Annotated in this window: 24 protein-coding genes; 11 read left to right on the top strand and 13 right to left on the bottom strand. The window is 56.3% G+C overall.

The features are described from left to right. Nucleotides 1-19: 19 nt before the first annotated feature. Nucleotides 20-694, top strand: coding sequence for a J domain-containing protein (locus ABIE59_RS17470; protein WP_230714726.1), 675 nt, complete (start codon nucleotides 20-22; stop codon nucleotides 692-694). On the opposite strand, the gene ABIE59_RS17475 is transcribed toward ABIE59_RS17470, so the two are convergent. From ABIE59_RS17475 to ABIE59_RS17490, 4 genes are all read right to left on the bottom strand, one after another. After that, nucleotides 671-1669, bottom strand: coding sequence for a bile acid:sodium symporter family protein (locus ABIE59_RS17475; protein ID WP_354448884.1), 999 nt, complete (start codon nucleotides 1667-1669; stop codon nucleotides 671-673). The two genes, ABIE59_RS17470 and ABIE59_RS17475, sit on opposite strands and share 24 nt — an antisense overlap. Continuing rightward, a complete protein-coding gene (locus ABIE59_RS17480) occupies nucleotides 1666-2346 on the bottom strand; it encodes a FadR/GntR family transcriptional regulator (protein ID WP_354448886.1) in 681 nt (226 codons plus the stop codon). The genes ABIE59_RS17475 and ABIE59_RS17480 overlap by 4 nt, the downstream gene beginning before the upstream one ends. 79 nt (nucleotides 2347-2425) lie before the next feature. After that, nucleotides 2426-3910, bottom strand: coding sequence for a flavin-containing monooxygenase (locus ABIE59_RS17485; protein ID WP_354448888.1), 1485 nt, complete (start codon nucleotides 3908-3910; stop codon nucleotides 2426-2428). A 74-nt stretch (nucleotides 3911-3984) separates the two neighbouring features. Beyond that, nucleotides 3985-4893, bottom strand: a complete 909-nt coding sequence (locus ABIE59_RS17490; protein WP_061333390.1) for a LysR family transcriptional regulator — start codon at nucleotides 4891-4893, stop codon at nucleotides 3985-3987. A 116-nt stretch (nucleotides 4894-5009) separates the two neighbouring features. Here ABIE59_RS17490 and ABIE59_RS17495 point away from each other — a divergent pair, with 116 nt between their 5' ends. Continuing rightward, nucleotides 5010-6620, top strand: a complete 1611-nt coding sequence (locus ABIE59_RS17495; RefSeq protein ID WP_354448890.1) for an NADH-quinone oxidoreductase subunit L — start codon at nucleotides 5010-5012, stop codon at nucleotides 6618-6620. After that, the gene (locus ABIE59_RS17500; protein ID WP_354448892.1) at nucleotides 6617-9010 is read left to right on the top strand and encodes a YbcC family protein; all 2394 of its coding nucleotides are present in this window, start codon (nucleotides 6617-6619) and stop codon (nucleotides 9008-9010) included. Before ABIE59_RS17495 ends, ABIE59_RS17500 begins: the two co-directional genes overlap by 4 nt. 3 nt (nucleotides 9011-9013) lie before the next feature. Here ABIE59_RS17500 and ABIE59_RS17505 read toward each other — a convergent pair whose 3' ends face one another. From ABIE59_RS17505 to ABIE59_RS17535, 7 genes are all read right to left on the bottom strand, one after another. After that, entirely contained in the window at nucleotides 9014-10135 is a 1122-nt protein-coding gene (locus ABIE59_RS17505; protein ID WP_072677282.1) for a sulfate/molybdate ABC transporter ATP-binding protein, read from the bottom strand. A gap of 1 nt (nucleotide 10136) precedes the next feature. Next, nucleotides 10137-10994: a sulfate ABC transporter permease subunit CysW gene (gene cysW / locus ABIE59_RS17510; protein WP_354448894.1), complete on the bottom strand. Its 858-nt coding sequence runs from the start codon at nucleotides 10992-10994 to the stop codon at nucleotides 10137-10139. Beyond that, on the bottom strand, nucleotides 10995-11867 hold the full coding sequence (gene cysT, locus ABIE59_RS17515) for a sulfate/thiosulfate ABC transporter permease CysT (protein ID WP_152438211.1): 873 nt from the start codon (nucleotides 11865-11867) through the stop codon (nucleotides 10995-10997). Between the two features lie 9 nt (nucleotides 11868-11876). Further along, nucleotides 11877-12881, bottom strand: a complete 1005-nt coding sequence (cysP, locus tag ABIE59_RS17520; protein ID WP_354448897.1) for a thiosulfate ABC transporter substrate-binding protein CysP — start codon at nucleotides 12879-12881, stop codon at nucleotides 11877-11879. Nucleotides 12882-13003: 122 nt separating this feature from the next. Further along, complete coding sequence (locus tag ABIE59_RS17525) at nucleotides 13004-13936, bottom strand: beta-ketoacyl-ACP synthase III (protein ID WP_106695813.1); 933 nt, start codon at nucleotides 13934-13936, stop codon at nucleotides 13004-13006. A 132-nt stretch (nucleotides 13937-14068) separates the two neighbouring features. Beyond that, entirely contained in the window at nucleotides 14069-15124 is a 1056-nt protein-coding gene (locus ABIE59_RS17530) for an NAD(P)-dependent alcohol dehydrogenase (protein ID WP_354448899.1), read from the bottom strand. Between the two features lie 135 nt (nucleotides 15125-15259). Continuing rightward, complete coding sequence (locus ABIE59_RS17535) at nucleotides 15260-15541, bottom strand: YebG family protein (RefSeq protein ID WP_106695811.1); 282 nt, start codon at nucleotides 15539-15541, stop codon at nucleotides 15260-15262. 155 nt (nucleotides 15542-15696) lie between these two features. Here ABIE59_RS17535 and ABIE59_RS17540 point away from each other — a divergent pair, with 155 nt between their 5' ends. Next, entirely contained in the window at nucleotides 15697-17157 is a 1461-nt protein-coding gene (locus ABIE59_RS17540) for a malate:quinone oxidoreductase (RefSeq protein WP_106695810.1), read from the top strand. A 21-nt stretch (nucleotides 17158-17178) separates the two neighbouring features. Continuing rightward, the gene (locus ABIE59_RS17545) at nucleotides 17179-17640 is read left to right on the top strand and encodes a methyltransferase family protein (protein WP_106695809.1); all 462 of its coding nucleotides are present in this window, start codon (nucleotides 17179-17181) and stop codon (nucleotides 17638-17640) included. A gap of 10 nt (nucleotides 17641-17650) precedes the next feature. Here the strand turns inward: ABIE59_RS17545 and ABIE59_RS17550 are convergent, their stop codons facing one another. Beyond that, nucleotides 17651-18565, bottom strand: coding sequence for a pirin family protein (locus ABIE59_RS17550; protein ID WP_354448902.1), 915 nt, complete (start codon nucleotides 18563-18565; stop codon nucleotides 17651-17653). A gap of 116 nt (nucleotides 18566-18681) precedes the next feature. Then, nucleotides 18682-19302: an isochorismate family cysteine hydrolase YcaC gene (gene ycaC / locus ABIE59_RS17555; RefSeq protein ID WP_106695807.1), complete on the bottom strand. Its 621-nt coding sequence runs from the start codon at nucleotides 19300-19302 to the stop codon at nucleotides 18682-18684. Between the two features lie 163 nt (nucleotides 19303-19465). On the opposite strand from ycaC, the gene ABIE59_RS17560 reads away from it, so the two are divergent. The 6 genes from ABIE59_RS17560 to ABIE59_RS17585 all read left to right on the top strand — a co-directional run bounded on the left by ABIE59_RS17560 (nucleotide 19466) and on the right by ABIE59_RS17585 (nucleotide 25044). After that, a complete protein-coding gene (locus ABIE59_RS17560; protein WP_354448904.1) occupies nucleotides 19466-20386 on the top strand; it encodes a LysR substrate-binding domain-containing protein in 921 nt (306 codons plus the stop codon). Nucleotides 20387-20501: 115 nt separating this feature from the next. Then, complete coding sequence (locus ABIE59_RS17565) at nucleotides 20502-20930, top strand: PAS domain-containing protein (protein WP_354448906.1); 429 nt, start codon at nucleotides 20502-20504, stop codon at nucleotides 20928-20930. A gap of 53 nt (nucleotides 20931-20983) precedes the next feature. Beyond that, nucleotides 20984-22696 (top strand): protein adenylyltransferase SelO, encoded by a 1713-nt coding sequence (locus ABIE59_RS17570; protein ID WP_354448908.1) that lies wholly within the window; start codon nucleotides 20984-20986, stop codon nucleotides 22694-22696. 168 nt (nucleotides 22697-22864) lie between these two features. Next, nucleotides 22865-23581, top strand: coding sequence for a MipA/OmpV family protein (locus ABIE59_RS17575; RefSeq protein ID WP_354448910.1), 717 nt, complete (start codon nucleotides 22865-22867; stop codon nucleotides 23579-23581). A 110-nt stretch (nucleotides 23582-23691) separates the two neighbouring features. Beyond that, complete coding sequence (locus ABIE59_RS17580; RefSeq protein WP_354448912.1) at nucleotides 23692-24312, top strand: glutathione S-transferase family protein; 621 nt, start codon at nucleotides 23692-23694, stop codon at nucleotides 24310-24312. A 63-nt stretch (nucleotides 24313-24375) separates the two neighbouring features. After that, entirely contained in the window at nucleotides 24376-25044 is a 669-nt protein-coding gene (locus tag ABIE59_RS17585; protein ID WP_354448914.1) for a cupin domain-containing protein, read from the top strand. Nucleotides 25045-25079 lie beyond the last annotated feature (35 nt).

The following is a 25079-nucleotide window of genomic DNA, read 5'->3' on the forward strand; positions in this document are numbered from 1 at the left end:
GATCCGGAGTGACTGTTTTATGAATTGCTGGGACATCCTTGGCATTGAGCCAACCGGAGATCACGAACGCATTCGGCAGGCCTACGAGCGTCAGATGAAATTTGCCTCGGACAACGAGGCCCAGGCGCTGGAGCAGGCGTTCAGGGAGGCAACCGGTGGCATGCCGGCCGCCAGCGTCGCCGCCCGACCTGAGCCAGTCGCCCGAGAAGTCCGTCGAGAGCAGACTGAGGAATCCGGGGTTGAGAGCAACGCAGAGCGGGCGCTGGACGCCCACGAAGCCCAGGTTGTCCGTGAAGTGGTGATTCAGATTAAAGCCCTGATGAACGACAACCAACGCCAGCAGGATGCTGGTATCTGGAAGGCCATCTTGTGCGAACCGCCTGCAGATCAGTTACCGCTGCGCAGGGAAATCGCCAAAAGCCTTGAGCCCCAGATCCGCCCGATGGCAGAGAACGGCAGTTTTCCCCGCCCGGTGGCGCAGTTTCTGGGCGACTGGTTTGACTGGTTCAGCGTGCGGGAAGCAAGCCATGAGCCAGACCCACGAAATTACCCGGATGAAGAGGTGTCCAGGGAGCAGGCCAGTGCCGATCAGGCAGATCAGCCACCGCAGATGGTGAATTTCTGGCCTGCCGTTATTGGGTGGATCGTCGGTCTGGTTATCCTGGCAACCCTATTCGGAGGCATGGGCGGCTGACGCCCGATCGATTTTCGCTCGATACTTCTGGGCCAGGATGGCCCCGACGATGACCTGAATCTGGTTGTAGCACATGATCGGCAACACAATCATGCCGAAGCCCGGATGGCCAGAGAACAGCACTTTGGCCATTGGCAAACCGGATGCCAGGCTTTTCTTCGAACCACAGAACACCACCGCGGCTTCGTCTTCCAGGCTGAAGCCGAGCTTTCTGACCATCATCATCGCCACCAGCATGAACAAGCCAAGCAGACCAAAGCATAGCAGGATCGTCAGTACCACGGCCTGAAGTGGAAGGCTCTGCCAAAGCCCACTCACTACCGAGTGTGAGAATGCCGAATAAACGATAATCCAGATGACACACTGGTCGTAACGGGCCATCAATGATTCATTGCGTGAAAGGAAACCACCCAGCATTGGCCTGAAGGCATGCCCCACCGCAAAGGGCAGCAACAGTTGCAGAACGATGTCTTTCAACGCCTCAGCCACGGCAAACTCCCCGGTTCCGGAAGTAGAAACCAGCAAAAGCAACAGGAACGGAGTGAGCATCATTCCGAACACATTAGACGCTGCAGCGCTGCATATGGCGGCAGGCACATTGCCTCTGGCCATGGCGGTGTAGGCAATGGACGACGACACCGCTGACGGAAGTACGCCCAGATAGAGAAACCCCAACCCCAGATCCCTCGGCATCCATTCCGGCACCAGGTTGCTGAGACCATTAATGGGCAATACTGCCAGGGGAAAGAACACGAAGGTCAGGGCGGTAATCAGGATGTGCAGACGCCAATGGGTGGCACCGTCGATAATTTGCTGCCGGGATAATGCTGCCCCGTGAAAAAAGAACAACAGGGCCACGGCAATGGTGCCGGTGGTGGCAAGCAGGTCCGCCGCCTGCCCGGTAACCGGCAGGAACGACGCCAGGACGATGGCGCCGAGCAATAGAAGGGTGAACGTATCGAGACGAAATTTCATGGCTGATTCTGCCGGTTAATCACGTCAAGACTGGGGGAGAGCAGGGCGCGCGAAAGCATTTCTGCCTTGGCTGGATCCTTTCGGCGGATGGCGGCCAGCAGAAGTTCGTGGTCTTCCTGGCTGGGTTCTGGCAGGTCGTCATCGCGCTCCGTACGTTCGATTGTCTGGCTGACGGCGTGTGAAAAATAATCATAGAGCTCGATCAGAGCGGAATTGTGGGAAGCGCGCACAAGCGCATGGTGGAACCACTCATCATGGTGGATTCTTTCGTTGAGGTTGTCCCCGGCGCTGGCTCGCGCATCCAGCGCGTCGCTCATCGCTTTCAGATCGCTGTCTGTGCGCCGAGTGGCCGCCAGCCTCGCGGCCTCCGTTTCCAGCATCAGCCGCACCTCGAGTTGTTCCGCCAACTGGCTGCGGGCAATACGCCGCAGCGTTTCTCCAGCGTCGCGATTGGCACGTACGTAGGTACCATCGCCCTGGCGGGTTTCCAGCATGCCCACATGTACGAGCACCCGAACGGCTTCACGGATGGTGTTGCGGCTGATCCCCAGAGCCTCAGACAGCTCGGCTTCAACCGGAAGCCGGCTTCCGACAGGCCACTGGTCGCTTTCGATGGCTTCCCTAAGGCTTTCGATGGCTGTCTCCACCAGGGAGCCTTTTTTGATTGGCTTTAACATTTCCGATCACCCAGACAAATGATGAACCAATCATCCTATGTTAAACGTTGAACTGCAACCGATTGGTTACAGCAGAGGACTAACGGCCTGCTTCAGGCTCCAGAAACTGGTAATCAGCGGTGTCTGCAGCGCTGGTAGAGAAGCGATAACTGAACGTGAACCCGGGCCAGTTGATGGTGTTACGGCCATGTTCATCCAGATACCAGGAGGTACATCCGGAATCCCAGACGCTGTTCTCAAGGCTGTGCTGGACCACCTGGCAATAGCGGGATTGCCGATCTTCCCGCACTTCCATGGCAGCCCCGGGGTATCTGGCCAGGGAATCAAGTGAGCTGATGACATAGCGGAACTGGGATTCCAGCATAAACAGAATCGAATTGTGGGCCAGATTGGTGTTGGGCCCATACAGCATGAACAGATTCGGAAAGCCATTCACGGTAATGCCTTTGAACGCTTTGCTGCCGTCTGCCCAGGCGTCGTTCAGGGCAACGCCCTGACGACCAGTGATCTTGATGGGTGACAAAAACTCCGTCGCCTTGAAGCCGGTTCCGAAAATAATGGCGTCGACGGGGCGGTGTTCTCCAGTGGAGGTTACAACGCCGGTTTCATCGATTTCAGAAATCCCCTCAGTGATCAGATTCAGATGCGGCTGGTTAATGGCCGGGTACCAGTCGTTGGAGATCAAAATCCGTTTACAGCCGATACGATAGTCCGGAATGATGTGCTTCAGTTTGTGGGGGTCGGTCACCCATGTCTGTGCTTCCTTCCTGGCCTGTCGGGCAAAGATATCCAGTAGCCGGTTGAACCGGGTAAAGGCAAGCCCGCGTGACTCGTTCTTCCAGTAGATCATGGCCCGGTAGAGCCTGTCCCAGGCCGGCAGTTTCCGGAACAGTGATTGCTCAAGCGCGGTAAATGGGCGGTCGGCTTTCGGCAATACCCAGGCAGCGGAGCGTTGATACAGGTCCAGCGCTGCAACTTTTGGCGTAATTTCCGGAACAAACTGGATGGCGCTGGCGCCGGTGCCGATCACCGCAACCCGCTTGCCGGTCACATCATAATCGTGGTTCCAGCGCGCAGAATGGAAGCAGGTGCCCTTAAAACGGTCAATGCCGGGAATGGCGGGTATGGCAGGGCGGTTCAACTGCCCGGTGGCCGTGATCAGCACATCAGCGCGATATTCATGGCCCGATTCTGTACCCACTACCCACTCATTCGACTGGCTGTCAAAGCTGGCCGTGGCTACGGCACGGTCGAACTCGATATGGCGCGCCAGGTCGTACTTCTTAACACAATGCTCCATGTACCCGAGTATTTCGGCCTGGAGGCCAAACTTCCGGCTCCAGTCGTGTTTGGGCTCAAAGGAGTAGGAGTAAAGGTGCGATTGCACGTCGCAGGCCGCGCCGGGGTAGGTGTTGTCTCGCCAGGTTCCGCCAACGGCGCCTTCTTTTTCCAGCAATGTGATTTGCCCATAGCCGGCTTTTTTTAGCTGAATGGCCATGCCGAGCCCGCCAAATCCGGTGCCGATTATGATGACAGAAGGTTTTTGAGGGGCGCGCGATGTCATGGCTACTTCCTGATCTTGTTGTATTTTTACTCCCTATGACTATAACGGCCCCGGCGCCGCATCAAAAGACCAGTTCAACCAGAATCATTGTCCGGAAAGGTCAATAGTCGTTCCGGAGGTTGAGCCATTAACTCCTGCAGGGCCGGAGACTCAAATTGCCGGCGAATACGAATGGCATAGAATTCTTCGAACACGCCCGGCAATGCACCGTAATCCCTGAGTTCGCCTTTGCGCAATTCGTCACGCACAACCACCGGGGGCAGGATGGCGAAATGCCCGCTGTCTCGAGTCAGCAGGCGCATCATCGCCATGTCGTCCACCTCAGCCAGAATAATCGGGTGAATCTGGTGGTACTCACACAGCTGGTCAAAAGCCTGCCGGATATTGCTGTCCTGGCCCGGCACTATCAGTGGTTGGTCACGCAGCATGTCAGGAAAGCCGACCCGGGATTCGGCGGCCGCCGGCCCGATAATGCTGACAGGTTGCCTTGCAATACGCCGTGATAGCCAAGGGGTTTCATCGTCACCGTGAACGGGTTGATTGGACAGAATAAGATCCAAACGGTGGGCCGATAGTCTTCGTAGCAGATCTTCCAGGCTTCCGCTCTGGAGCTTGAGGCCCAGATCCTGGCGGCCGAGCAGTGGCCGAAGGAAGCCTTCCTGGAAGTTCCTTGACAGAGTCGCTACCGCGCCAACCTTGAGCACCTCCCGATTGGTCTGGCGCCCGGTTCGGAAAAGGGCTTCCAGCTCCGCGCCCTGGCGAAAAATATCTTCCGCATAGGTGAAGGCGACGCGGCCGGCTTCGGATAGTTTTAGCCGTCGCCCCTCCCGGATGAACAGTTCATGGCCAAGACTGTCCTCGAGTTTCCGGATCTGACCGGACAGCGCAGACTGGGAGATATGCAACGCATCCGCTGCGCGGGTCAAATGGCCTGTGCTGGCTACTTTCCAGAAATAGTATAAATGATGATAGTTCAGGCGCATGGATATTCCCCGGTTTTACCTTTGTTCTCTTTTGGTGAACAATTTAATCGTTATAAACCATTTTATCTATGAATTCATAATCGGCAAAGTAGCTCTGTTCGCAAAAGGAGTTCGTTATGCCGACAATCACCAGCGTATTTTCCACCTCCGCCCTGGCTACCTGGCTGGCCTTGCCGATCCTGCTCCTGGCACTGGCCGGCTTCGCCAACTGGACTCGATCGAAAACCAAGATTGACCATTGCTGGCGCTTGGCGGAGTTTTTGCTGCAAACGCTGATTGTGGTCACCGGTGTGGTGGGCTTTCTTTTGTTGCTGAAGTCGGCCGGGCTGGATACGCGGTTGCCGGAACTGGGGGCACCGCTCGGGCTGTATCCCGATGGCCTGTCGGTATGGATGGCGCTGATGGTCAGTTTTGTCTCCTGGGTGATTCTGCGATACTCCCGGGATTATCTGCGTGGCGATGCCGCCTTCCCGGTGTTCTTGCCCTGGTTCCTCACCACAGTGGCCAGTGTGCTGGTGTTGGTATTCACCAATCATCTGCTGGTTCTGGCATTCGCCTGGATTGGTGTCAGCCTGGCCTTGCACCAATTGCTGACGCTCTACCCGGAACGGTCGCAAGCCCGGTTGGCGGCAGCACAGAAGTTCATTACCAGTCGCCTGGGTGATCTGGCGATTATTGGTGCTGTGGTGTTTATCTGGCGCCACTACGGCAGTTTTCATATTCCCGAAATCTACGCATTGGCCGGGGAAATAGGTGGCTCGTCCCCCAAGCTGACGACCGCGTCAGTACTGCTTGCCGTTGCCGCCGTGCTCAAATGCGCACAGATTCCATTTCACGGGTGGTTGATCCGGGTGATGGAAGCGCCTACGCCGGTATCGGCACTGCTTCATGCTGGAGTAATCAACCTCGGCGGGTTCCTCTGGCTGCGGCTGTTCCCGGTGTTTGAAGGGTTTACAGCGGGCCACTTCCTGTTGCTTGTCGCTGGCGGCGTGACCGCCATCGTGGCAGTGTTTGCCATGATGACTCAGAGCTCGGTAAAACACGCTCTGGTCTGGTCCACCAACGCTCAGATGGGTTTTATGCTTTTTGAGATTGCGCTGGGCGCTTACACCCTGGCATTACTGCATTTGCTTGCCCACTCACTGTACAAAGCGCACTCATTGCTGGCGTCTGGCCGGGCGGTAAAGGCCACGGCGGTCTACTTCTCCGGTCGCCCGGGGGCATCGCAGCTGTTGCTCGCCGGCGTGGCATCAGGTTTGGCGGCAGCCATTCTGTGGATGCTTCCCGATCTTGTGGAGGGCAAAGCGATACTGGCGGCCTTACTGGTGCTGGCAGTTGCCGCGTCTGTTCTCGGACTTCCATCGGGTAGCACGGCCCGTGCCCGGGTATTGGTTGTCGCCATGGCGATCAGTCTGGTACCGCTATATGGTCTTCTCCACCTGGTACTGGGGCCTTCGGTTGCGGGCGCAGATACTTTTGTGCTTTGGCCGGCGGCCACTGCGGTGGCCTGGGTAATGCTGGGTCTTCTGGCCGGGATGTCACTACTTGTGCTTTTCCGGCCGGATTGGGACTGGTTGCAGCGGTTGAACCTGCCGCTCAGCCAGGGCCTGTATCTTGATCAACCGTTCGAACGGGTTACCCGACGGTGGGCCAGGCAATGGCTCCAGGGGGGCACGGAAAAGACGAAAAAAGCCCGTTACCTTCTGTCATCGGGAGAATCTTCATGAATTCCACCTTACGCGTGCCGGATGTTGATCAGAACCAGGCTGTTGATCAGGTCGCTATGGCCTGTGAACGGATTGCCCCTAGCTGGCCTCTGGATCGGTGGATAGCGGTGAATCCCTGGTGGGGCCACAGGCATCAGGGTATCGAGGAAGCCGCCATCGAACTGGTTTCCCGCAGGGGGCAGGGCATGTTAATGGCGCCGGAATTCTATCTGGAGGCCTGGCACGGGGGCCGTATCCGAGAGGGCGACCTGATAGCTGCAGCCAGGGCGCAGGGGGTAGACAGGCCGACGCAATTATTGCTTGAACAGTTGTCCCGGTTACGACCGCGTGATGTGAAACCGGGGCTGGCGCTGTCACACGTTAAGCCATCGGGTGATGGTGATGTGCTATCACAGACTATGCAGTTTCTCGGGCTGCTCTGTGGTCGGTATTTTGATCATCGGCAGGGACAATGGCTGACGAATACCAAGGGAACCGACCTTTATCGCTACTGGTTATCCATGGCCGGACCCCGGGGCCTGGCTTCAAAAGCGCTGGCAGCGCAACTTCCGGATGATTGGCAGAGTGCTGCAGATTTTCTTGCTCAAGCTTTGCCCTATACTCCAGATCAGTTCACGGCGGCGGGACATTCATTGCTGCTGCATCTGCCGGGCTGGGCGTCATGGTGCCGCGGCGAAGATTGGCGAGCGTCCCTCGACGGCCAGCCATCCCACCTCTGCCACCAGTTAGCTACGGTGTTACTGGCTTGCGAGTGGATGGCTGCGTCTGCGCTACCGGCCGATGAGCGGGCTAAATGGCAGCAGGCGGTCTCTGGTGGGCAGCTGGCGAGGCACACTCACGGTGATGATGCACTGATGTGGGTTTGGCATCGCGCCTATGAAATGGCATGGCAGCGCCAGTTCAGGGACTGGTTACGGCGCCCGGCGGAACAACCTGAAGAAACGGCAAGCAGAATCCCTGAAGTCCAGGCGGCGTTCTGCATTGATGTCCGTTCAGAGGTGCTGAGGCGGCACCTGGAAAGCGCTTCGGCAAAGATAGACACCCTTGGTGTTGCCGGGTTCTTTGGGCTGCCCGTGATGCATCAAAAACTTGGCCCGTCAGACGATGAAGCCCGGTTGCCGGGTTTGCTGGCACCCGCTTATCGTTATGTTGATACCCTTGGCAGTCTTTCGGCAGACCTGGAACGCAACAGGCGGCTGGACGGGCGGGAACAGGTACGGGAAACGGTTCGACATGCGAAATACGGTAGCCTCTCAACCTTTACGTTGGTGGAAACCACCGGACTGGCATGGGCATGGAAGTTGGTTCGGGACGGCTTGCATAAGAACCGAAAAACCAGGGAGACGGCGCCGGAAGGCCGCCTGTTCCACCGCTATGGCGGAGATCCCTTATCGGATCCAGAGCGGGTTAACCTGGCTGAGGGGCTGCTGAGATCCATGTCGTTGACCGGCAATTTTGCACCATTGCTGGTGCTGGTTGGCCATGGAGCTCATACCGATAACAATCCGAACCAGGCCGGGCTTGCCTGCGGAGCCTGCGGCGGTAAAAACGGCGACGTTAATGCCAGCATTGCCGCACAGTTGCTTAATGACCGCAGTGTGCGCGCCGGGCTGGCGGAGCGGGGCATTGTCTTGCCGGAAAGCACTCTGGTTGTGGCTGCGGAGCACTGCACGGTGACGGATCAGGTACGCCTTCTGGGGGGAACGGCCATACCCGCCAGCCATCAAAGGATTGCCAGTGAACTATTGCAGTGCTTTGAAAGCGCTTCGGTGGCCACACGCCGTGAGCGGGCAGGAACGCTCGGTTTGAATGGTCACTCCGATGAGGGCCTCCTGAAAGAACTCAACAAGCGCACCCATAACTGGGCGGAGGTCAGGCCTGAATGGGGGCTGGCAAACAACGCAGCCATGATTATTGCGCCCCGGCACCGCAGCCGTTCAATCAATCTTGCCGGCCGGTGTTTCCTTCACGAGTACAGGCCAGAGCTGGACGACACAGGTTCGGTGTTGTCTGCGCTGATGTCGGCTCCGATGGTGGTGGCAAACTGGATCAACCTGCAGTATTTCGGATCGGTTACCCAGCCGTCACTCTACGGCGCGGGCAACAAACTGCTGCATTCGGTCGTGGGAGGCAACATTGGTGTTGTTGAGGGCAACGGCACCGATCTTCGCATCGGATTACCCTGGCAATCCGTTCACGATGGTGAACGTTTGCGCCATGAACCCATACGGTTGACCGTGGTGATCGACGCGCCAGCAGAGCGAATTGAGCAAGTACTGCAGGCTCAGGACGACGTCAGAGCCCTGGTTGAAAACCGGTGGCTCTGGCTATGGCGGATGGATGACAGCGGCCTGCAGCAGTATTCCGAAGGCCGCTGGGTGGCGGCCTGAGGATTACATATTACTGGCGTTAGCCGCTGTGGTATAAGCCCAGTCGACGGATCGTGGCTGGGCACTATCGGCAACGAACAGGTGGCCGATGTCTGGCACCGCGTACCACAGTTCACCCCTGCTTGGGTTGTGGCGGGCGAATTCGTTGTGGCTCATGCCAACTTCCCAGATCTCGTCACTGTTCCAGCCCACCGGCACGAGCTCTATCCGCACTTCCGAGCCAATCAGACTGATGGCCTCGATACGCAGCGGTAAACGGGCGTGAATTGCTGGCGCCCGGGCAAGGTGGACCTCGTGGGGGCGCAAGTACAGCTGCGCCTCCTGATCAGACTTCTGCCCGGGCAGAGACACCCAGGCATCCCCCTGAACCAGCTTATGATGTTTCACGACGCCGGAGATCACGTTGACATGGCCCAGGAAGTCGAACACAAACCGGCTTTCGGGCCGTGCGTACAGATCGGTAGGTTCGTTGACCTGTTCCACCTGTCCCTGGCTCATGACCACCACCTGATCGGACAGCTCCAGGGCTTCTTCCTGGTCGTGGGTGACAAAGATGCTGGTGAAATGAAACTCGTCATGCAGCGCCCGTAACCAGCGACGCAGGTCTTTGCGCACTTTCGCATCCAGGGCGCCAAATGGCTCGTCCAGCAGCAGTATACGGGGCTGAGTTGCCAGGGCCCTGGCCAGGGCCACCCGTTGCTTCTGGCCACCGGACAATTGCGCCGGATATCGGTCGGCCAGTTGCGGCAACTGGATCATCTCCAGCAGTTTGGCCACCCGCTGGCGTATCTCGGATTTTGTCGGCCGCTGTTTGCGGGGCAGGGACTCCAGGCCGAATGCAATATTCTCTGCCACAGTAAGATGACGGAACAGGGCGTAGTGCTGAAACACGAAGCCAATATTACGATCCCGAACGTGCAGGTTGCTGACGTCATCGCCGCCAAACAGGATTCGGCCAGAGTCCGAAGATTCAAGCCCGGCGATAATCCGCAGCAGCGTGGTTTTGCCCGAGCCGGACGGCCCCAGAAGCGCGGTCAGTTTGCCTTCAGGAATCTCCAGAGAAACGTCTTTCAGCGCCTGGAAACGGCCGAAGGTTTTGGAAATCTGGTCGATAGTGATGCTCATATCAGACACCTCCTTTCTCGGGCGTCAGGATCGTTGGGCGGGATTGGCGCCACTCTACAAAAGCCTTAACAATTAGGGTCAGGATGGCTATGGTTGCCAGCAGGGCGGCACTGGCGAAGGCACCTACCACATTATAATCTTGATAAAGCAGTTCAACATGCAGCGGTAAGGTATTGGTTTCACCGCGAATGTTACCTGAAACAACAGACACGGCACCGAATTCACCCACGGCGCGGGCATTGGTCAGTACTACGCCGTAGATCAGCGCCCACTTGATGTTAGGCAGGGTAATCTTCCGGAAAATACGCCAGCCAGACGCACCCAGAACCACGCCGGCTTCTTCTTCCTCACTGCCTTGCTGTTGCATCAGCGGGATCAACTCGCGGGCAACGAACGGGCAGGTCACAAAGACGGTGACCATGACGATGCCCGGCCAGGCAAACATCAACTGGACATCGTGGGTGGCCAGCCAGCTGCCGAGCCAACCGTTCCGGCCGTAAAGCAACAGATACAGCAAGCCGGCGATTACCGGTGATACGGCAAAGGGAATGTCGATCAGGGTCACCAGCAGTTTCCGGCCCGGAAACCGGAACCGGGTAACGGCCCAGGCGAGGGCAGTACCAAAGATGAGATTGAGTGGTACCGTCAGTGCTGCAACCAGCAGGGTCAGGCCGATGGCGTGCAGGGTGAACTGGTCCAGCACGTTACCGGTAAAGGTGCTCCAGCCGGCACTCAGGGCCTGGAAGAAAATGACTACCACCGGAATCACCAGTAGAACAAGCGACACCAGAACCGCAGTACCAATGAGCAGGCGGCGCACCCAGGGTTGATCGCCAACGCGATGATGTTCAGCCGCCATCTATCGGCCCTCCAGACGACGCAGGTATCGGCCCTGCCAGAGGTTAATGGCAAATAGCAGTACCAGTGAGGCCAACAGAACAACCGAGGCAATGGCGCTGGCCGCAGCGTAGTCGTATTCCTGCAACCGGATAAATACCATCAGGCTGGTGACTTCGCTGACGTAGGGGGTATTGCCGGCAATGAATATGATGGCGCCAAATTCACCCAGGCTGCGGGTGAAGGAGAGCGCAATGCCAGTGACCAGCGCAGGCCACAACGACGGAAAGATGACCTTGCGGAACACCCGGCCGTCGGAAGCACCGAGGCTGACCGCGGCTTCCTCATCCGCCGGTGACAATTCCTCCAGCACAGGCTGGACAGTGCGCACCACAAAGGGAATGCTGGTGAAAGCCATGGCAACCACAATGCCCAAAGGGGTGAACGCCACTTCAATGCCCAGCTTGGCCAGCCACTGGCCGTACCAGCCGTTTTGGGCAAACAGGGTAGCGAGGGTAATACCTGCAACCGCGGTAGGCAGCGCAAATGGTAGGTCGACAAAGGCATCCAGTACGCGCTTGCCCGGGAAGTCATAACGCACCAGAACCCAGGCCAATAACAAGCCAAAGACACCGTTAAACAGCGATGCGGCCAGGGCCGTCCATAACGTCACCTTGTAGGATTCAACCACCCGGGGATCGGTGATCGTGAACCAGAACTGATCCCAGGTCATGCCGGATGTTTCCACCACCAGGCCAGATAACGGGAGCAATAAAACCAGGCTGACGAAAAACAGCGAAATGCCGAGGCTCAAACCGAACCCCGGCAATACCCGTTTGCTACGACCTGAAAAGCGCCGCGCTGGGGCGGCGCTCACTTGAGCGGGAGCAGACATCTCAGCCTCTTACCGACGCCGTTGTAACTGGTCGAGTTTGCCACCGCTGCTGAAATGCTTGCTCATGGCGTTTTCCCAGCCGCCAGCAATCTCATCGATGGATTTCAACTTCAGCTCACGGAAACGGTCTGCGTTTTCCTCGATAACCTTTTGGTTATGGACCCGGTAGTTGAACCCGGCCAGCAAGCGCTGGGAATCTTCAGAATACAGATGGCTCAGGTACTCTTTTGCCAGTTTTTCAGTCCCGTTCTGGCGGGTGTAATCATCAATCCAGGTCACAGGAAACTCGGCAAGGAAACTGACCTTGGGGGTGACTACTTCATATTCCCCGTCCTCGAAACGATCGGCGATGTTCAGGACCTCGGATTCAAAGGTCAGCAGCACATCGCCAATGCCGCGTTCAACAAAGGTGGTGGTGGCGCCACGGCCGCCGCTGTCGAAGACTCTAACCTGGCCAAGCATACTGGCCATGAACTGGTCGATTTTTGCCTCATCGTCACCATAGGCATCCTGGGCATAACCAAGAGCAGCCAGATAGGTATAACGACCATTACCGGATGTTTTCGGATTAGGCATGACCAGGGCAACATCTTCGCGAACCAGGTCATCCCAGTTCTGGATATTCTTCGGGTTGTCCTTGCGCACCAGGAACGCCATGGTGGAGTAGTAGGGGGAGCTGTTGTTTGGCAAACGCTCTGCCCAGTTTTCCGGGATCAGTTGACCGCGTTCGTGCAGGATGTCGATATCGGTAACCTGGTTAAAGGTGGCTACGTCTGCCTTGAGGCCCTGAATGATGGCTTGCGCCTGGCGGGAGGAGCCAGCGTGGGACTGACGAATGTTGACCGTTTCACCGGTTTTTTCCTGCCAGTGCTTCTGGAACTCCACGTTGTAGGCCGCGAACAGTTCCCGGGCGATATCGTAGGAGGTGTTGAGAAGCTCACTATCAGCGGCCAGAGCAGGCTGGGCGGAAAGCAGGGCGGCGCCCAGTGCAAATCCTTTAAGCAGTTGTTTCATCAGATGCTCCTCAGAACCGGAAATAGTGAATCTGAGAAGCAATCTAACAAAGTTTTTTAAGAGCCAAAAATACTAAAAGAAAATAATAATAGCGCTTTTGGGTATGAGGACGCCGTGCCTGATCAGTATTTCAGCAATGCGGAGCCCCAGGTAAACCCTCCGCCGAAGGCCTCCAGCAGAACGGTTTCACCCCGTTTGATACGTCCATCCCGAACGGCCTCATCCAACGCCAGGGGAATGGACGCTGCGGAGGTGTTGCCATGGCGATTAACAGTCACCACAACCTGGTCCATGGACATATCCAGTTTTCGGGCCGTGGCGGCAATGATACGCAGGTTTGCCTGATGTGGTACCAGCCAGTCGATGTCGGATTTTCGCATCTGATTGGCCTGCAGGGTTTCATCCACAATCTGCCCAAGGGTGTTTACGGCAACCTTGAACACCTCGTTGCCTTTCATTTCCACAAACGCACCACAAGGAACGTGTAACAGGTCTTCGTAGCGCCCGTCGGCATGTAGATGCGTAGACAAAATTCCGGTTTCTTCGTTGGCTTCCAGAACAACCGCGCCGGCCCCGTCACCAAACAGAATGCAGGTGCCACGGTCTTCCCAATTAAGAATGCGGGAGAATACTTCAGCGCCAATAACCAGGGCTTTTTTACTGGCTCCGGTCTTGATGAACTTTTCGGCCGTTGCCAGGGCATAGACAAAGCCGCTGCATACCGCCTGGATATCAAAGGCCGGGCAACCCTGAATACCAAGCCTGGCCTGGAGAATACAGGCACAGCTCGGAAAAACCTTATCCGGGGTGGTGGTAGCAAAAACAATAAGGTCAATATCCGTTACCTCAATGCCGGCGGCTTCGATGGCCCGCAGTGCGGCTTGCTCTGCCAGATCCACAGTGGACTGGCCGGGCAGGGCAATGTGACGTTGTTCAATGCCGGTGCGCTCGCGAATCCATTGGTCAGAGGTGTCCACCTTCTGCTCCAGGTCGCGATTGGTAACGATGTTGTCCGGCAGGTAGGAGCCGGTTCCGGCAATGCGTGCAAAGGTCATGCGCTGTATCCAAGGTCAATTACGATAACAATAGACCCATGCTAACCCTTTGCAACCGGATTGGTTATTAGCGGATTGTCAAAGACCACCCGGGCGACACAAGGCCAGCCCGGGGTCTTGAACGGGCAACAATCAAGCATGCTTGAGCGTGTTCATATCGATCACGAAGCGATACTTCACGTCGCTCTTTTTCAGTCGCTCGTAGGCGTCATTGATGTTGCGGATGTCCAGCATTTCCACGTCACAGGTAATGTTGTGCTCCGCGCAGAAATCAAGCATCTCCTGGGTTTCCGGCATACCGCCGATCAGCGAACCGGCAACCACCCGCCGCTTGGTTACCAATAGCCCCGCCTGGAGTGCGGGCTCCACAGGCGTCAGCAGCCCTACCAGAATATGGGTGCCATCGTATTTCAGGCACTTCAGGTAAGGGTTGAGATCGTGGGCCACGGGAATGGTGTCGAGCAGGAAGTCGAAGGAATCCGCAGCGGCCTTCATCTGCGCCTTGTCTGTGGAAATGATGACGTGGTCAGCACCCTGCTTCTTCGCCTCCGCCACTTTGCTTTCTGAACGGGTGAAGATAGTGACTTCCGCCCCCATGGCCTTGGCCAGCTTCACACCCATGTGGCCCAGGCCTCCCATACCAAGAACGCCCACTTTGTGGCCCTTGCCGACTTTGAAGTGCTTAAGCGGGGAGTAAGTGGTGATACCGGCACACAGGAGCGGTGCAGCGCTGGCGGGGTCCAGGTTTTCCGGCACGCGTACCACGAAACGATCGCTTACCACGATGTTCTCGGAATAACCGCCATGGGTGACGGTGCCATCGTGGCGATCCAGGCTTCCATACGTCATGGTGGAGCCTTCTATACAGTATTGTTCCAGCCCGGAATCGCAGGCGGAACATGTACGACAGCTATCAACCATACAGCCTACGCCCACCAGATCGCCGGGCTGGTAACGGGTAACATCCCGGCCTACGGCAGTGACACGGCCAATGATCTCGTGACCAGGAACAACGGGATACTGGGATCCGCCCCAGTCGTTCTCGACGGTATGCAGGTCACTGTGGCAAACGCCGCAGTAATCAATTTCAATGGCGACGTCGTCTGGTCTCAGCTCGCGCCGGTCAAAGGAGTAGGGCGCCAGGCCGGAAGTAGGGCTTGTGGCAGCGTATGCGCGGGTGTTGGCCATTAGAGACTCCTTGCTAAATGGTATTCCGGGTTACGGGTGTTGTTACGTTACCATTGATTTTCAGACCAGTGTACGAACAAATACCCCCAGTAGAATTAGGGATTTCCCGACTGAGGGCGGCCTTAACGTTCGTTTCTAGTCAGCCGGAGTCTCGGCTTCGGCCAGGATCTCCGGCTTCTTCAGTGCCTTCTGGAACAGATCCTTGTTCTCGGCAATCAGCAGCGCACATTGTTCAGCAAGTTCTTCCGGCATATCCGGGATCTTCTTTTCAAACCAGAGCTGGATATTCTCCGAGAGCTCCAGCATCTTATCGCGGGCATCAGCATCAGCCTTGGTGGTGAAAAGCATCGAGTCGGGATTCTTGAGTGCCATTTCGAGTCCGTCGCGGTCTGAGTAGAACAAAGATTGAACAGCCATTAAGAAGATTCCTCGCTGTTTATGGATGACTGTATAAATATACAGGTCAATAGTAGCGTATTTTGACGCCGTTATCGAGGCCGCTGGAATTGTGTTAGGTTCAGAACAGGAAATTTCAGTCAAACACACCCGAACGGACACTGGCGGCAAACTGTATGAAAGTAACCATCATCGGCGCAGGCATTATGGGGGCGACATTTGCCATCCTGGCAAAGGAACTGGCCCCGGAACTGGATGTAACCATTTTGGAGCGCCTGGACCGTGCGGGTGCGGGTAACTCCTGGGCATTCAATAATGCCGGTACCGGTCACGAAGCCAATTGCGAGCTTAACTACACACCGGTGGATGAAGAGGTTATTTCCGTTGAGAAGGCCCTCAAAATTCACGCCCAGTTCAACGTTGCCAAACAGTTCTGGGCGTACCTGGTCAACAAGGGAGCCATCAAAGAGCCGACCAGCTTCATCAACCAGACCAAGCATTGCACCATCGTTTCCGAACCCTCCATTGAGGAGTTGAAACTGCGATTCAAAGAAATGTCGGCCCATCATTTCTTCGAGCACATGCGGTACTCCGAAGACTTCGATGAAATCAAAAGCTGGATTCCCTTCACCATGGAGGGCCGCGCACGCCATGAGAAAATGGCCGCTACCGTTATCGAAACCGGCACAGACGTCAACTTTGGCGCCTTGACCGAGCTCATGGCTGACTACGCCAATCAGTTAGGTGTAAAGATTGAATATGGTGTGCATGTTAAGCGAGTGCATCGCAGCCCGGCAGGGAGCTGGCTGGTTGAAACCCAAACCCGGGGCGCGCCAGTGCAACACCGGGCGGACGTTCTGTTTGTGGGTGCCGGCGGGGGAGCCTTTCCGATTCTGAAGAAGAGCCATCTACCGTTCGCTCGCCGGTTTACCGGGTTTCCCGTCGGCGGACGATTTCTGCAAGCCAGGATCACTCCGGAACAGGCGGATCAATACCGGGCCAAAACCTATGGCAAAGCCGAGGTTGGGGCCCCGCCGATGTCGGTACCGCATCTGGATTTACGGGTGGCCGACGGCCAGCACTACCTTTTGTTCGGCCCGTTTGCCTCGTTTAAACCAGTACTGGAAAAAGGCAGGGGCTTTGTCGATTACGTCCGGGCCATGCGACTGCATGACATTCCAGGGCTACTGAATGTCGCCCTTGAGCATTTCCCGCTGGTTAAGTATCTGATATCCGAAACCTTCAAAGGCGATAGAAGCATGTTGGCGGCCCTGGATAAGTTTGCACCCGGTCTGAGCAAAAAGTTTGACTGGAAGCCGGTAGAAGCGGGGCAGCGGGTTCAGATTATCAAGGATGGCGATTTGCAGATGGGCACGGAGATTATTGTGTCTTCCGACAAAACCTATGGCACCATTCTTGGGGCATCCCCGGGCGCTTCCGTGTCACCGGAAGTGATGCTGCGGGCGCTTCAGCAGTTAATGCCCGCCATCGCTGATGGCGATGACGCCAAAACGAAACTGAAAGCCATGTTTCCAGAGGATAATCTGGACACGCTGATCAACAACCCGGAACGGTATCGGGAAGTACGGGATGCTGCCAACAATTCACTTGGCATTATCTCAAAACTGTCCGGTTAAAAGCGTGGAAGGGAACGACAAGTGAAAGCGCTCGAGCTAAAGGTTCCACCGGTTATCCTGACGCTACTCTTTGGGGCTGCCATGTGGGCAGTTTCCCGGGTACTGCCTTCCGGGTACTTCGCGTTTCCAGGGAGGTTTCTGCTGTTTGCCGTTGTTTTGGTTGCCGGTGCGGTCATCGCACTAATGGGCGTTCTCGCTTTCAGGCGTGCAGGCACGACGGTAGACCCACGCACGCCACACCAGACCAACAGCCTGGTGGTCGGTGGCGTGTATCGCCATACCAGAAACCCCATGTATGTGGGGTTCCTGATGATTCTGGCAGCCTGGTGGTTATATCTCGGCAGCGTATTCGCTGCGTTATTGCTTCCGCTCTACGTGCTGTATATGAACCGGTTCCAGATCAAGCCTGAAGAGCGTCATATGCGGGACCTGTTCGGAGACCAGTTCAATCAGTACGCGGAGAGGGTTCGGCGCTGGTTGTAAGAGCCTCCTGTTAGCCCGGAAGAGGGATATACTCATCCTCATCGCCAGGAACGGAGGGAAATCGGCCGTTTTCCCAATCACGCTTGGCCTCTTCAATTCTCTCCTTGCGACTGGAAACGAAGTTCCACTCGATAAACCGTTTACCAAGGGGCTCGCCACCAATCAGTGCGAGCCGCGTTTCTTCCAAGGCTTCAACGATGACGCCTTGCTGCTCTGACAGAACGGCCATGGAGAACTCGGGAATCTCTGTTTCGCCTGCCAGAAGTCGTCCCTTCGCCACATAGAGACCGCGTTCCTGGGCGTCCGGCAAGGTAAGCTTTTGGCCAGGCTTCAGCCAGGCCTCTATATAAAGGGTGTCGGCAAACACCTTCACCGGTGAGGTTTCACCATAGGCAGTCCCCATCATCACGCGAACTGGCACATCACCTACCGACACGGAGGGCACGGTGCTCTCCGGGTAGTGGTAAAAGGCGGGATCTGTTTCTTCTTCCGCCTCAGGCAACGCAAGCCATAGCTGCAAGCCATGGAGTGTGTGATCAGTTGCCGTGATCTCCGGGCGTTCCCGTTCTGAATGCACAATACCGTGCCCGGCCACCATCAGATTGATATCGCCCGGGCGGATGGGTTGCAGGCTCCCGAGGGAATCGCGATGCAGTATTTCGCCTTCAAACAGGTAAGTGACGGTAGCAATGCCAATATGCGGGTGAGGGCGCACATTGATGCCGTCGCCGGCAGGAAAGTGCGCAGGGCCCATGTGATCAAAGAAAATCCAGGGCCCAATCATCTTTTGCCCCACCACCGGAAGTACCCGCCGCACTGAAAAGCCACCGAGGTCTCGTTCACGAGGTTGCAGGAGTTGAACCACAGCGCCGCATTCTTTGGTGATCGGGCAGTCGAATTCGGTTTGTGATGAGAGATTGCTCATTTGGGCTCCAGATCTGACGGAGAGGCAGGTTTATGTAAGAAGATTGGTTCCAGGTGTAGGCTCTGTCAACTGAAGAACCCCGCACCCAAGCGCTTTGGCTGCGAGGTTTGACCGCATTATCCCTGCTGGGCGCCGTAGCTTTGCATCAGGTTGGCATAATGGGGCAGGTGCTTGGCCAGGATGCCGCCAAAGCCTTCGATGTCATTGCGCCAGTCGCGGTGCAGTTCGCAGCCAACGCTGAACCAGTTCATCAGTTGTGCGCCGGCCTGTTCCATTCGGCTCCATGAAGCATCACGGGTGGTCTGGTTAAAGGTGCCGGAGGCGTCGGTTACCACAAACACCTCGTAGCCTTCTTCCAGGGCTGAGAGTGTGGGGAAAGCAACACACACATCGGTCACCACGCCGGCAATCAACAACTGTTTCTTGCCCGTGGCCTTCACCGCCTTCACGAAGTCTTCATTATCCCAGGCATTGATCTGACCGGGCCGCGCTAAATACGGCGCATCCGGGAACATTTCCTTCAATTCCGGCACCAGCGGGCCATTGGGTCCATTCTCGAAACTGGTGGTCAGGATGGTCGGGATATCAAAGAACTTGGCAATGTCCGCCAGCGCCAACACATTGTTCTTGAAGTCGTCTGGCGAGAAATCCCGAACCAGCGATAACAGGCCTGACTGGTGGTCTACCATCAGCAGAGCCACATCATCCTTGTTCAAACGATTGTATTTAAACGCCATATCCATTCTCCTGTTTTAGTTTTCGGCACATAAACATCGGTTGCCCCGGATACCTTGGGGTCTATGCCAATGTTGTCGTGAGGTGCCAGAATAGTCCGGGCCCTTTGGTCTGAGTAGGTTGTAAATCTATACTCACCGTTCCAAATTCAGGACGATGACCGATATGCAGGATCTCAACGACCTCTTTTACTTCGTCAAGGTGGTGGACCACGGCGGTTTCGCACCGGCGGGAAGGACGCTTGGCGTGCCCAAATCCAAACTGAGCCGTCGTATCGCGATGCTGGAGGACCGCCTGGGCACCCGGTTGATCAATCGCTCTACACGACGCTTTACCATCACAGAGCTTGGGCAGGAGTATTACCGTCACTGTGTTGCCATGTTGGTGGAGGCCGAGGCGGCTCAGGAGGTGATAGATCGATCGCGGGCGGAGCCCAGGGGGGTAATCCGGATGAGCTGCCCGCCTGGCTTGATCTATTTTCATGTTGGCCAGCTGTTAGTGCGCTTTATGGCCAAATACCCGGAGGTGAAAGTCGAGATTGACGCCACCAGCCGCCGGGTGGATGTCCTGAAAGAGGGATTGGACCTGGCGCTACGGGTCCGATTTCCTCCGTTGGAAGACAGCGGGCTTACCATGAAGGTGCTGTCAAAAAGCCCGCAATGTTTGATGGCGTCTAAGAACTTCTTCAACCATTACACCAAACCTGAGAATCCGGATGAGCTGGCAAATCTGCCGAGCCTGGATTTTGAACAATCCGACGGCAAACACATCTGGTGCCTGGATGGACCGGGTGGCGCCACGGCGCAGGTACGGCATTCGCCCAGGCTTGTCACTGACGATGTGTTTACACTCAGACAGGCGGCCCTGGAGGGCTTGGGAGTAGTGCGTATGCCGTTGATTGTAGGTGGTCGGGACTTGGTTGAGGGACGATTAATCAATGTGCTACCGGGTTGGCAGCCAAGGGGTGGAATACTTCACGCGGTATTTCCATCCCGCAGGGGACTATTGCCTGCGGTCAGAGCACTGTTGGACTTTCTTGGTGAATCGATGAACGAAGTCGACTTTTCAGTTCTGCCCGACCAGTAGCAAAGGATCTTCCAGGCACTGGATTGCGTAAGATCTAGTGGAATACCTCAAATAATGCCAACGTCTCTGGGGCATGAGAAGTAATCATCAACCGGGTCCAGACAGGAGACCTTCAGTGGCTTTTTATAATCGAAGAAAACTCGAGCTGGAAGCAACTCTCGAACAACTTGAAGATGCGAAAAGCCGGGTTCGGGAACTGGAGTCGGACTTTCAGGCTGTCGAGCAGGCTGCGGCTATTATCATTATGTCCCAGGATGGCATTATCGAGCGAGTGAGCGATCTTTTTCTGGATATGCTGGGCTACGAGCGCAACCAGCTGATCGGCCAGCACCATCGTTGTTTTTGCGGCAGTGACTACGCCAAAAGCGAAGATTACATCAAGTTCTGGCGGCAACTGGTTGCCGGCCGCGTAAAAGCAGGAAGCTATCCAGCAGTACATCTCAATGGTAACCCTGTGCACTTGAGCGCACGTTACTCACCGGTTATTAACGATAACGGTGTGGTCGGGAAGGTGATCGGTTTTATCAGCAATGTAGATCAGTGACTGGTTTGCCGGTGAACCATGATTTTGTTAAAGACCACTCACGAGGAATCACTATGCAAAAGCGAATGCCCTGCAGCACTGCTCTCAGGATAGAGACGCTAAACGATCTCGCAGCATTGGCGGACTATTCGCTCATGGACACCCTCAACTGTGATCCCGAGGGAAAAGCGAACGGTGCTGACCATTCGCCAAGACAGGTATTTTCGGGCCACTACGTTCCGGTCAGCCCCACGCCCATTGAAAACCCGGCATACGTGGCGCATGGCAAGAATCTGTTTCGCGAATTGAGCTTGGCCGACACTCTGGCGCAGTCGGATGACTTTGTGCGAATGTTCTCCGGCGATTTAACCCATGTTCCGGAGCCTATGCGCAACGTTGGTTGGGCCTGTGGCTACGCACTGTCTATCTACGGCACTGAGTTTTATCAGCAATGCCCGTTCCAGACCGGTAACGGCTACGGAGACGGTCGCGCCATATCCGTGCTTGAGGCCGTGGTAAACGGCCAGCACTGGGAAATGCAGCTCAAAGGGGGAGGGCGCACACCCTACTGCCGTGGTGGAGACGGCCGGGCTGTTCTGCGCTCCAGCACCCGTGAGTTCCTGGCTCAGGAGCACATGCACGCGCTGGGTGTGCCCACATCACGCTCTCTGAGCCTGTACGTATCGAAAACCGAGAAAGTCAGGCGTCCGTGGTATTCAGAAGATTCACGCTCGATCGACCCGGACGTGCTTGTGTCCGAGCCCGTTGCCATCTCTACCCGTGTTGCACCGTCGTTTATCCGGGTAGGGCAGCTTGAGCTATTCGGCCGCAGGGCCCGCAAAAATGAACATCCGAAGGCAATGGAAGAACTCGAACAGATCGTCTTGCACTTGATCGATCGTGAGTACGATGGCCTTATCGAACAGACACTATCCACCGCCGAAAAAGTCGTGTTGCTTGCCGGCGAGTTCCGCAGCCGCCTGACGTCGCTGGTGGCCAACTGGATTCGTGTTGGTTACTGCCAGGGTAACTTCAACAGCGACAACTGCGCAGCCGGCGGATTCACCCTGGATTATGGTCCGTTTGGGTTCATCGATCTGTTCGAACCCCGTTACCAGCCCTGGACGGGCGGCGGGCAGCATTTCTCGTTCCTCAACCAACCCGCAGCGGCAGAGCGCAATTTCCATTCGTTTTGTACAGCATTGCGGCCTCTGTTAGAGGCGCATCCGGATGATTTACGGCAACTGGACGAACTCGAAAGCGGTTTTCCTCAGGTGATGCAAGCACAAATGGAACAAATGTGGGCCGGCAAACTTGGGCTGGAGGCGTTCGACGAAGAACTGTTCCGGGAGCTGGCCACCCTGATGGTGCAAACCCCTGTTGATTACACAGTGTTTTTCCGCGAACTGTCTACAGTGCCAACCGATGTAGAGCCACTCAAGAAAAGCTTCTACAGAGACCTGACGCATGCAGACACCGAAGGACTGGACAAGCGCTGGTCTGCGTGGCTCACAAAGTGGACATCGCTCGCATTAACTGGCTCCCGGGATGAGCTTTCGAGACAGATGAAGTTTGTTAATCCAAAGTACTGTTTGCGGGATTGGCTGGTTGTGCCTGCTTATCAGCAAGCGGAGGACGGACATTACGAGCTGCTCCGAGAGCTACAAGAAGTGATGACGCAGCCATACGCTGAACAGTCGACGGATGTAGAGAACAAATACTACCGTTTGAAGCCGTCGGAGCTTTTTGCGGTTGGTGGATGGTCGCACTACAGCTGCTCGTCGTGATACGGAGTAGCTGAAAGCCAATATACGGGCCAAACGAATCCAGTTGTTCTATGGCGAGCGTATAGCTCCCGGCTAGATGAGCTTTATTCCGAAGCCGCTCAACTGGGGAATCCGTCTATGCTTTCGAAACCTAAACGTCAGTGGCTAATGGTCGCTTGGACGACTCTATTGGCTGTTTCAACTCCGAGTCTGGCAAACACACCCTGGGCGGCCAGTGTGGGAGCCGGTGTGATATACGCGCCGGACTACCTCGGCAGTGACGATTATGAATCCAGGGTCTGGCCGACGCTCAATGTGAGCTATGGTGATCTTTTCTATTTTAATATTCGCGATGGTCTTGGCTGGAACCTGATTCGCCACGGCAACTGGCGGCTGTCCCCCTTTATTGCTTACACTCCCGGGCGCGACAATGACGGAGATCTCAGGCGCCTGGACAAAGTCGATGGCGGCGCAACCGCCGGCTTGCGTATTGCCTATACAGACAGGGCATGGTCCTACAGCGCAGGCATCCAGTCGCCCTTCACCGGCGATGTCGATGGTTATCAGTTGGCGCTCAAAACGCGATGGCGGAACCAGCTCAGCGATCAATGGATTGCTTCTCTGGGTGCGAACGTGACCTACAGTAGCGATGACTGGACAGAAGATATGTTCGGTATTTCTGATGCGGAAAGCGCCCGATCCGGCCTGGCTCCCTACAGTCCTGATGATTACATTCGTTTCGGCGTCTCAGGCAGTCTGACCTACTCATTATCTGCCCACTGGGCAGTAACCGCCATGGCTGGCGTTACACAATTGACCGGCGATGCCAAGGATAGCCCGATCGTTAGCGATATCGGGGATGCTACCCAGGCTTACACTGGTCTTTTTCTGAGCTACAGATTCTGAATATCTCTGAATCCGCTTGATAAAGCAGGAGATGCAAATTGCTGCTTGATTACCTACCTACTACTAGATACATTGAGTGTCGTACACTCAATGACCAACAGAGGTAAGCAATGAAAATTTACGATATTGAAGGCTTTCCCAACCCGCTCCGCGTTCGCATCGCTTTGGCAGAAAAAGGCGCGACAAACAAGGTGGAATTCGTTCCGGTCGATGTCATGAGCGGCGAGCACCGTTCCGACGCGTTCAAGATGAAAAACCCGGATGCCACCGTGCCCGTGCTGGAGCTTGACGACGGCACCTGCATCGCCCAGTGCAACGCCATTACCGAATATATCGACGGTGTCTTCGATGGTCCGTCCCTTACGGGCACAACCCCGAAGGAGCGCGCCCTTATCGCGATGATGTATTTGCGGGCAGAAAATGGTCTGATGAACGCCGTGGGCGCTTATTTTCATCATGCCACCCCGGGGCTTGGTCCGGATCTGGAAACCTGGCAATGCGCTGAGTGGGGCAATAAACAGAAAGAAGTAGCCGGCGCAACCATGGCCTACCTTGACAGCGTACTGGCGGACAACGAGTTTCTCGCAGGCGAGAACTTCTCGGTCGCAGACATCACCGCCTTTGCCGGCTTGGGGTTTGCGGATTTCGCGAAGGTGGAGATTCCGGAGTCGTTGACCAATCTCCATGCCTGGCGCGCAAAAGTCGCCGCCCGCCCTTCAATCGCCGGATGATCCAAAACCTTCGGGTTTCATGCAAGCGCTGTTAACATCCAGGACATAAAAGTGAGGACTATCATGGAGATTAATGCAGATTTCTCCAAACCGGTTGTTATATATTCCGACCGGCTTGAGTGGCAGCCCTCGCCCATGAAAGGGGTGGAGCGGCGAATGCTGGACCGGATCGGGGAGGAGGTTGCCCGCGCCACCACCATCGTGCGTTATGCGCCGGGGAGTCATTTCTCGGCGCATACCCATACCGGTGGAGAAGAATTCATCGTACTGGATGGCGTGTTCCAGGATGAGCACGGCGACTTCCCCGCGGGTAGCTATGTGCGCAACCCCCCAACCACGTCACACATTCCGGGCTCTGAAGCGGGCTGCACCATATTTGTCAAACTGTGGCAGTTCGACCTGGCCGACCGCACCCAGTTCAGCAAGAATATGGAGGCCGAGCTGGGCGCCCCGGTTGGCGGCGTTGCCACCGCAAAGCTGCATGAGGACGATCGTGAGATCGTGACCTACAGCCGGCTCGAAGCAGGAGCGACACTGACCTCTGAGGCGCCCGGCGGAATCGAGCTGCTGGTAATCGAAGGCTCGGTGACCGGCAATGACGAGGTGCTGGCCAGGCATGACTGGCTACGCCTCCCCGATGGACACCGGTTGTCGCTGACGGCCGGGGACCACGGCGCAAAGATCTGGATGAAGACGGGTCACCTGAGATTTGCCGGGGCGCCAGGGATATAAGGCCGGCAATAGCGGGATTGATAAGTCAGACAGGT

It is taken from the genome of Marinobacter sp. MBR-99 (assembly GCF_040547575.1).
Classification (GTDB): domain Bacteria; phylum Pseudomonadota; class Gammaproteobacteria; order Pseudomonadales; family Oleiphilaceae; genus Marinobacter.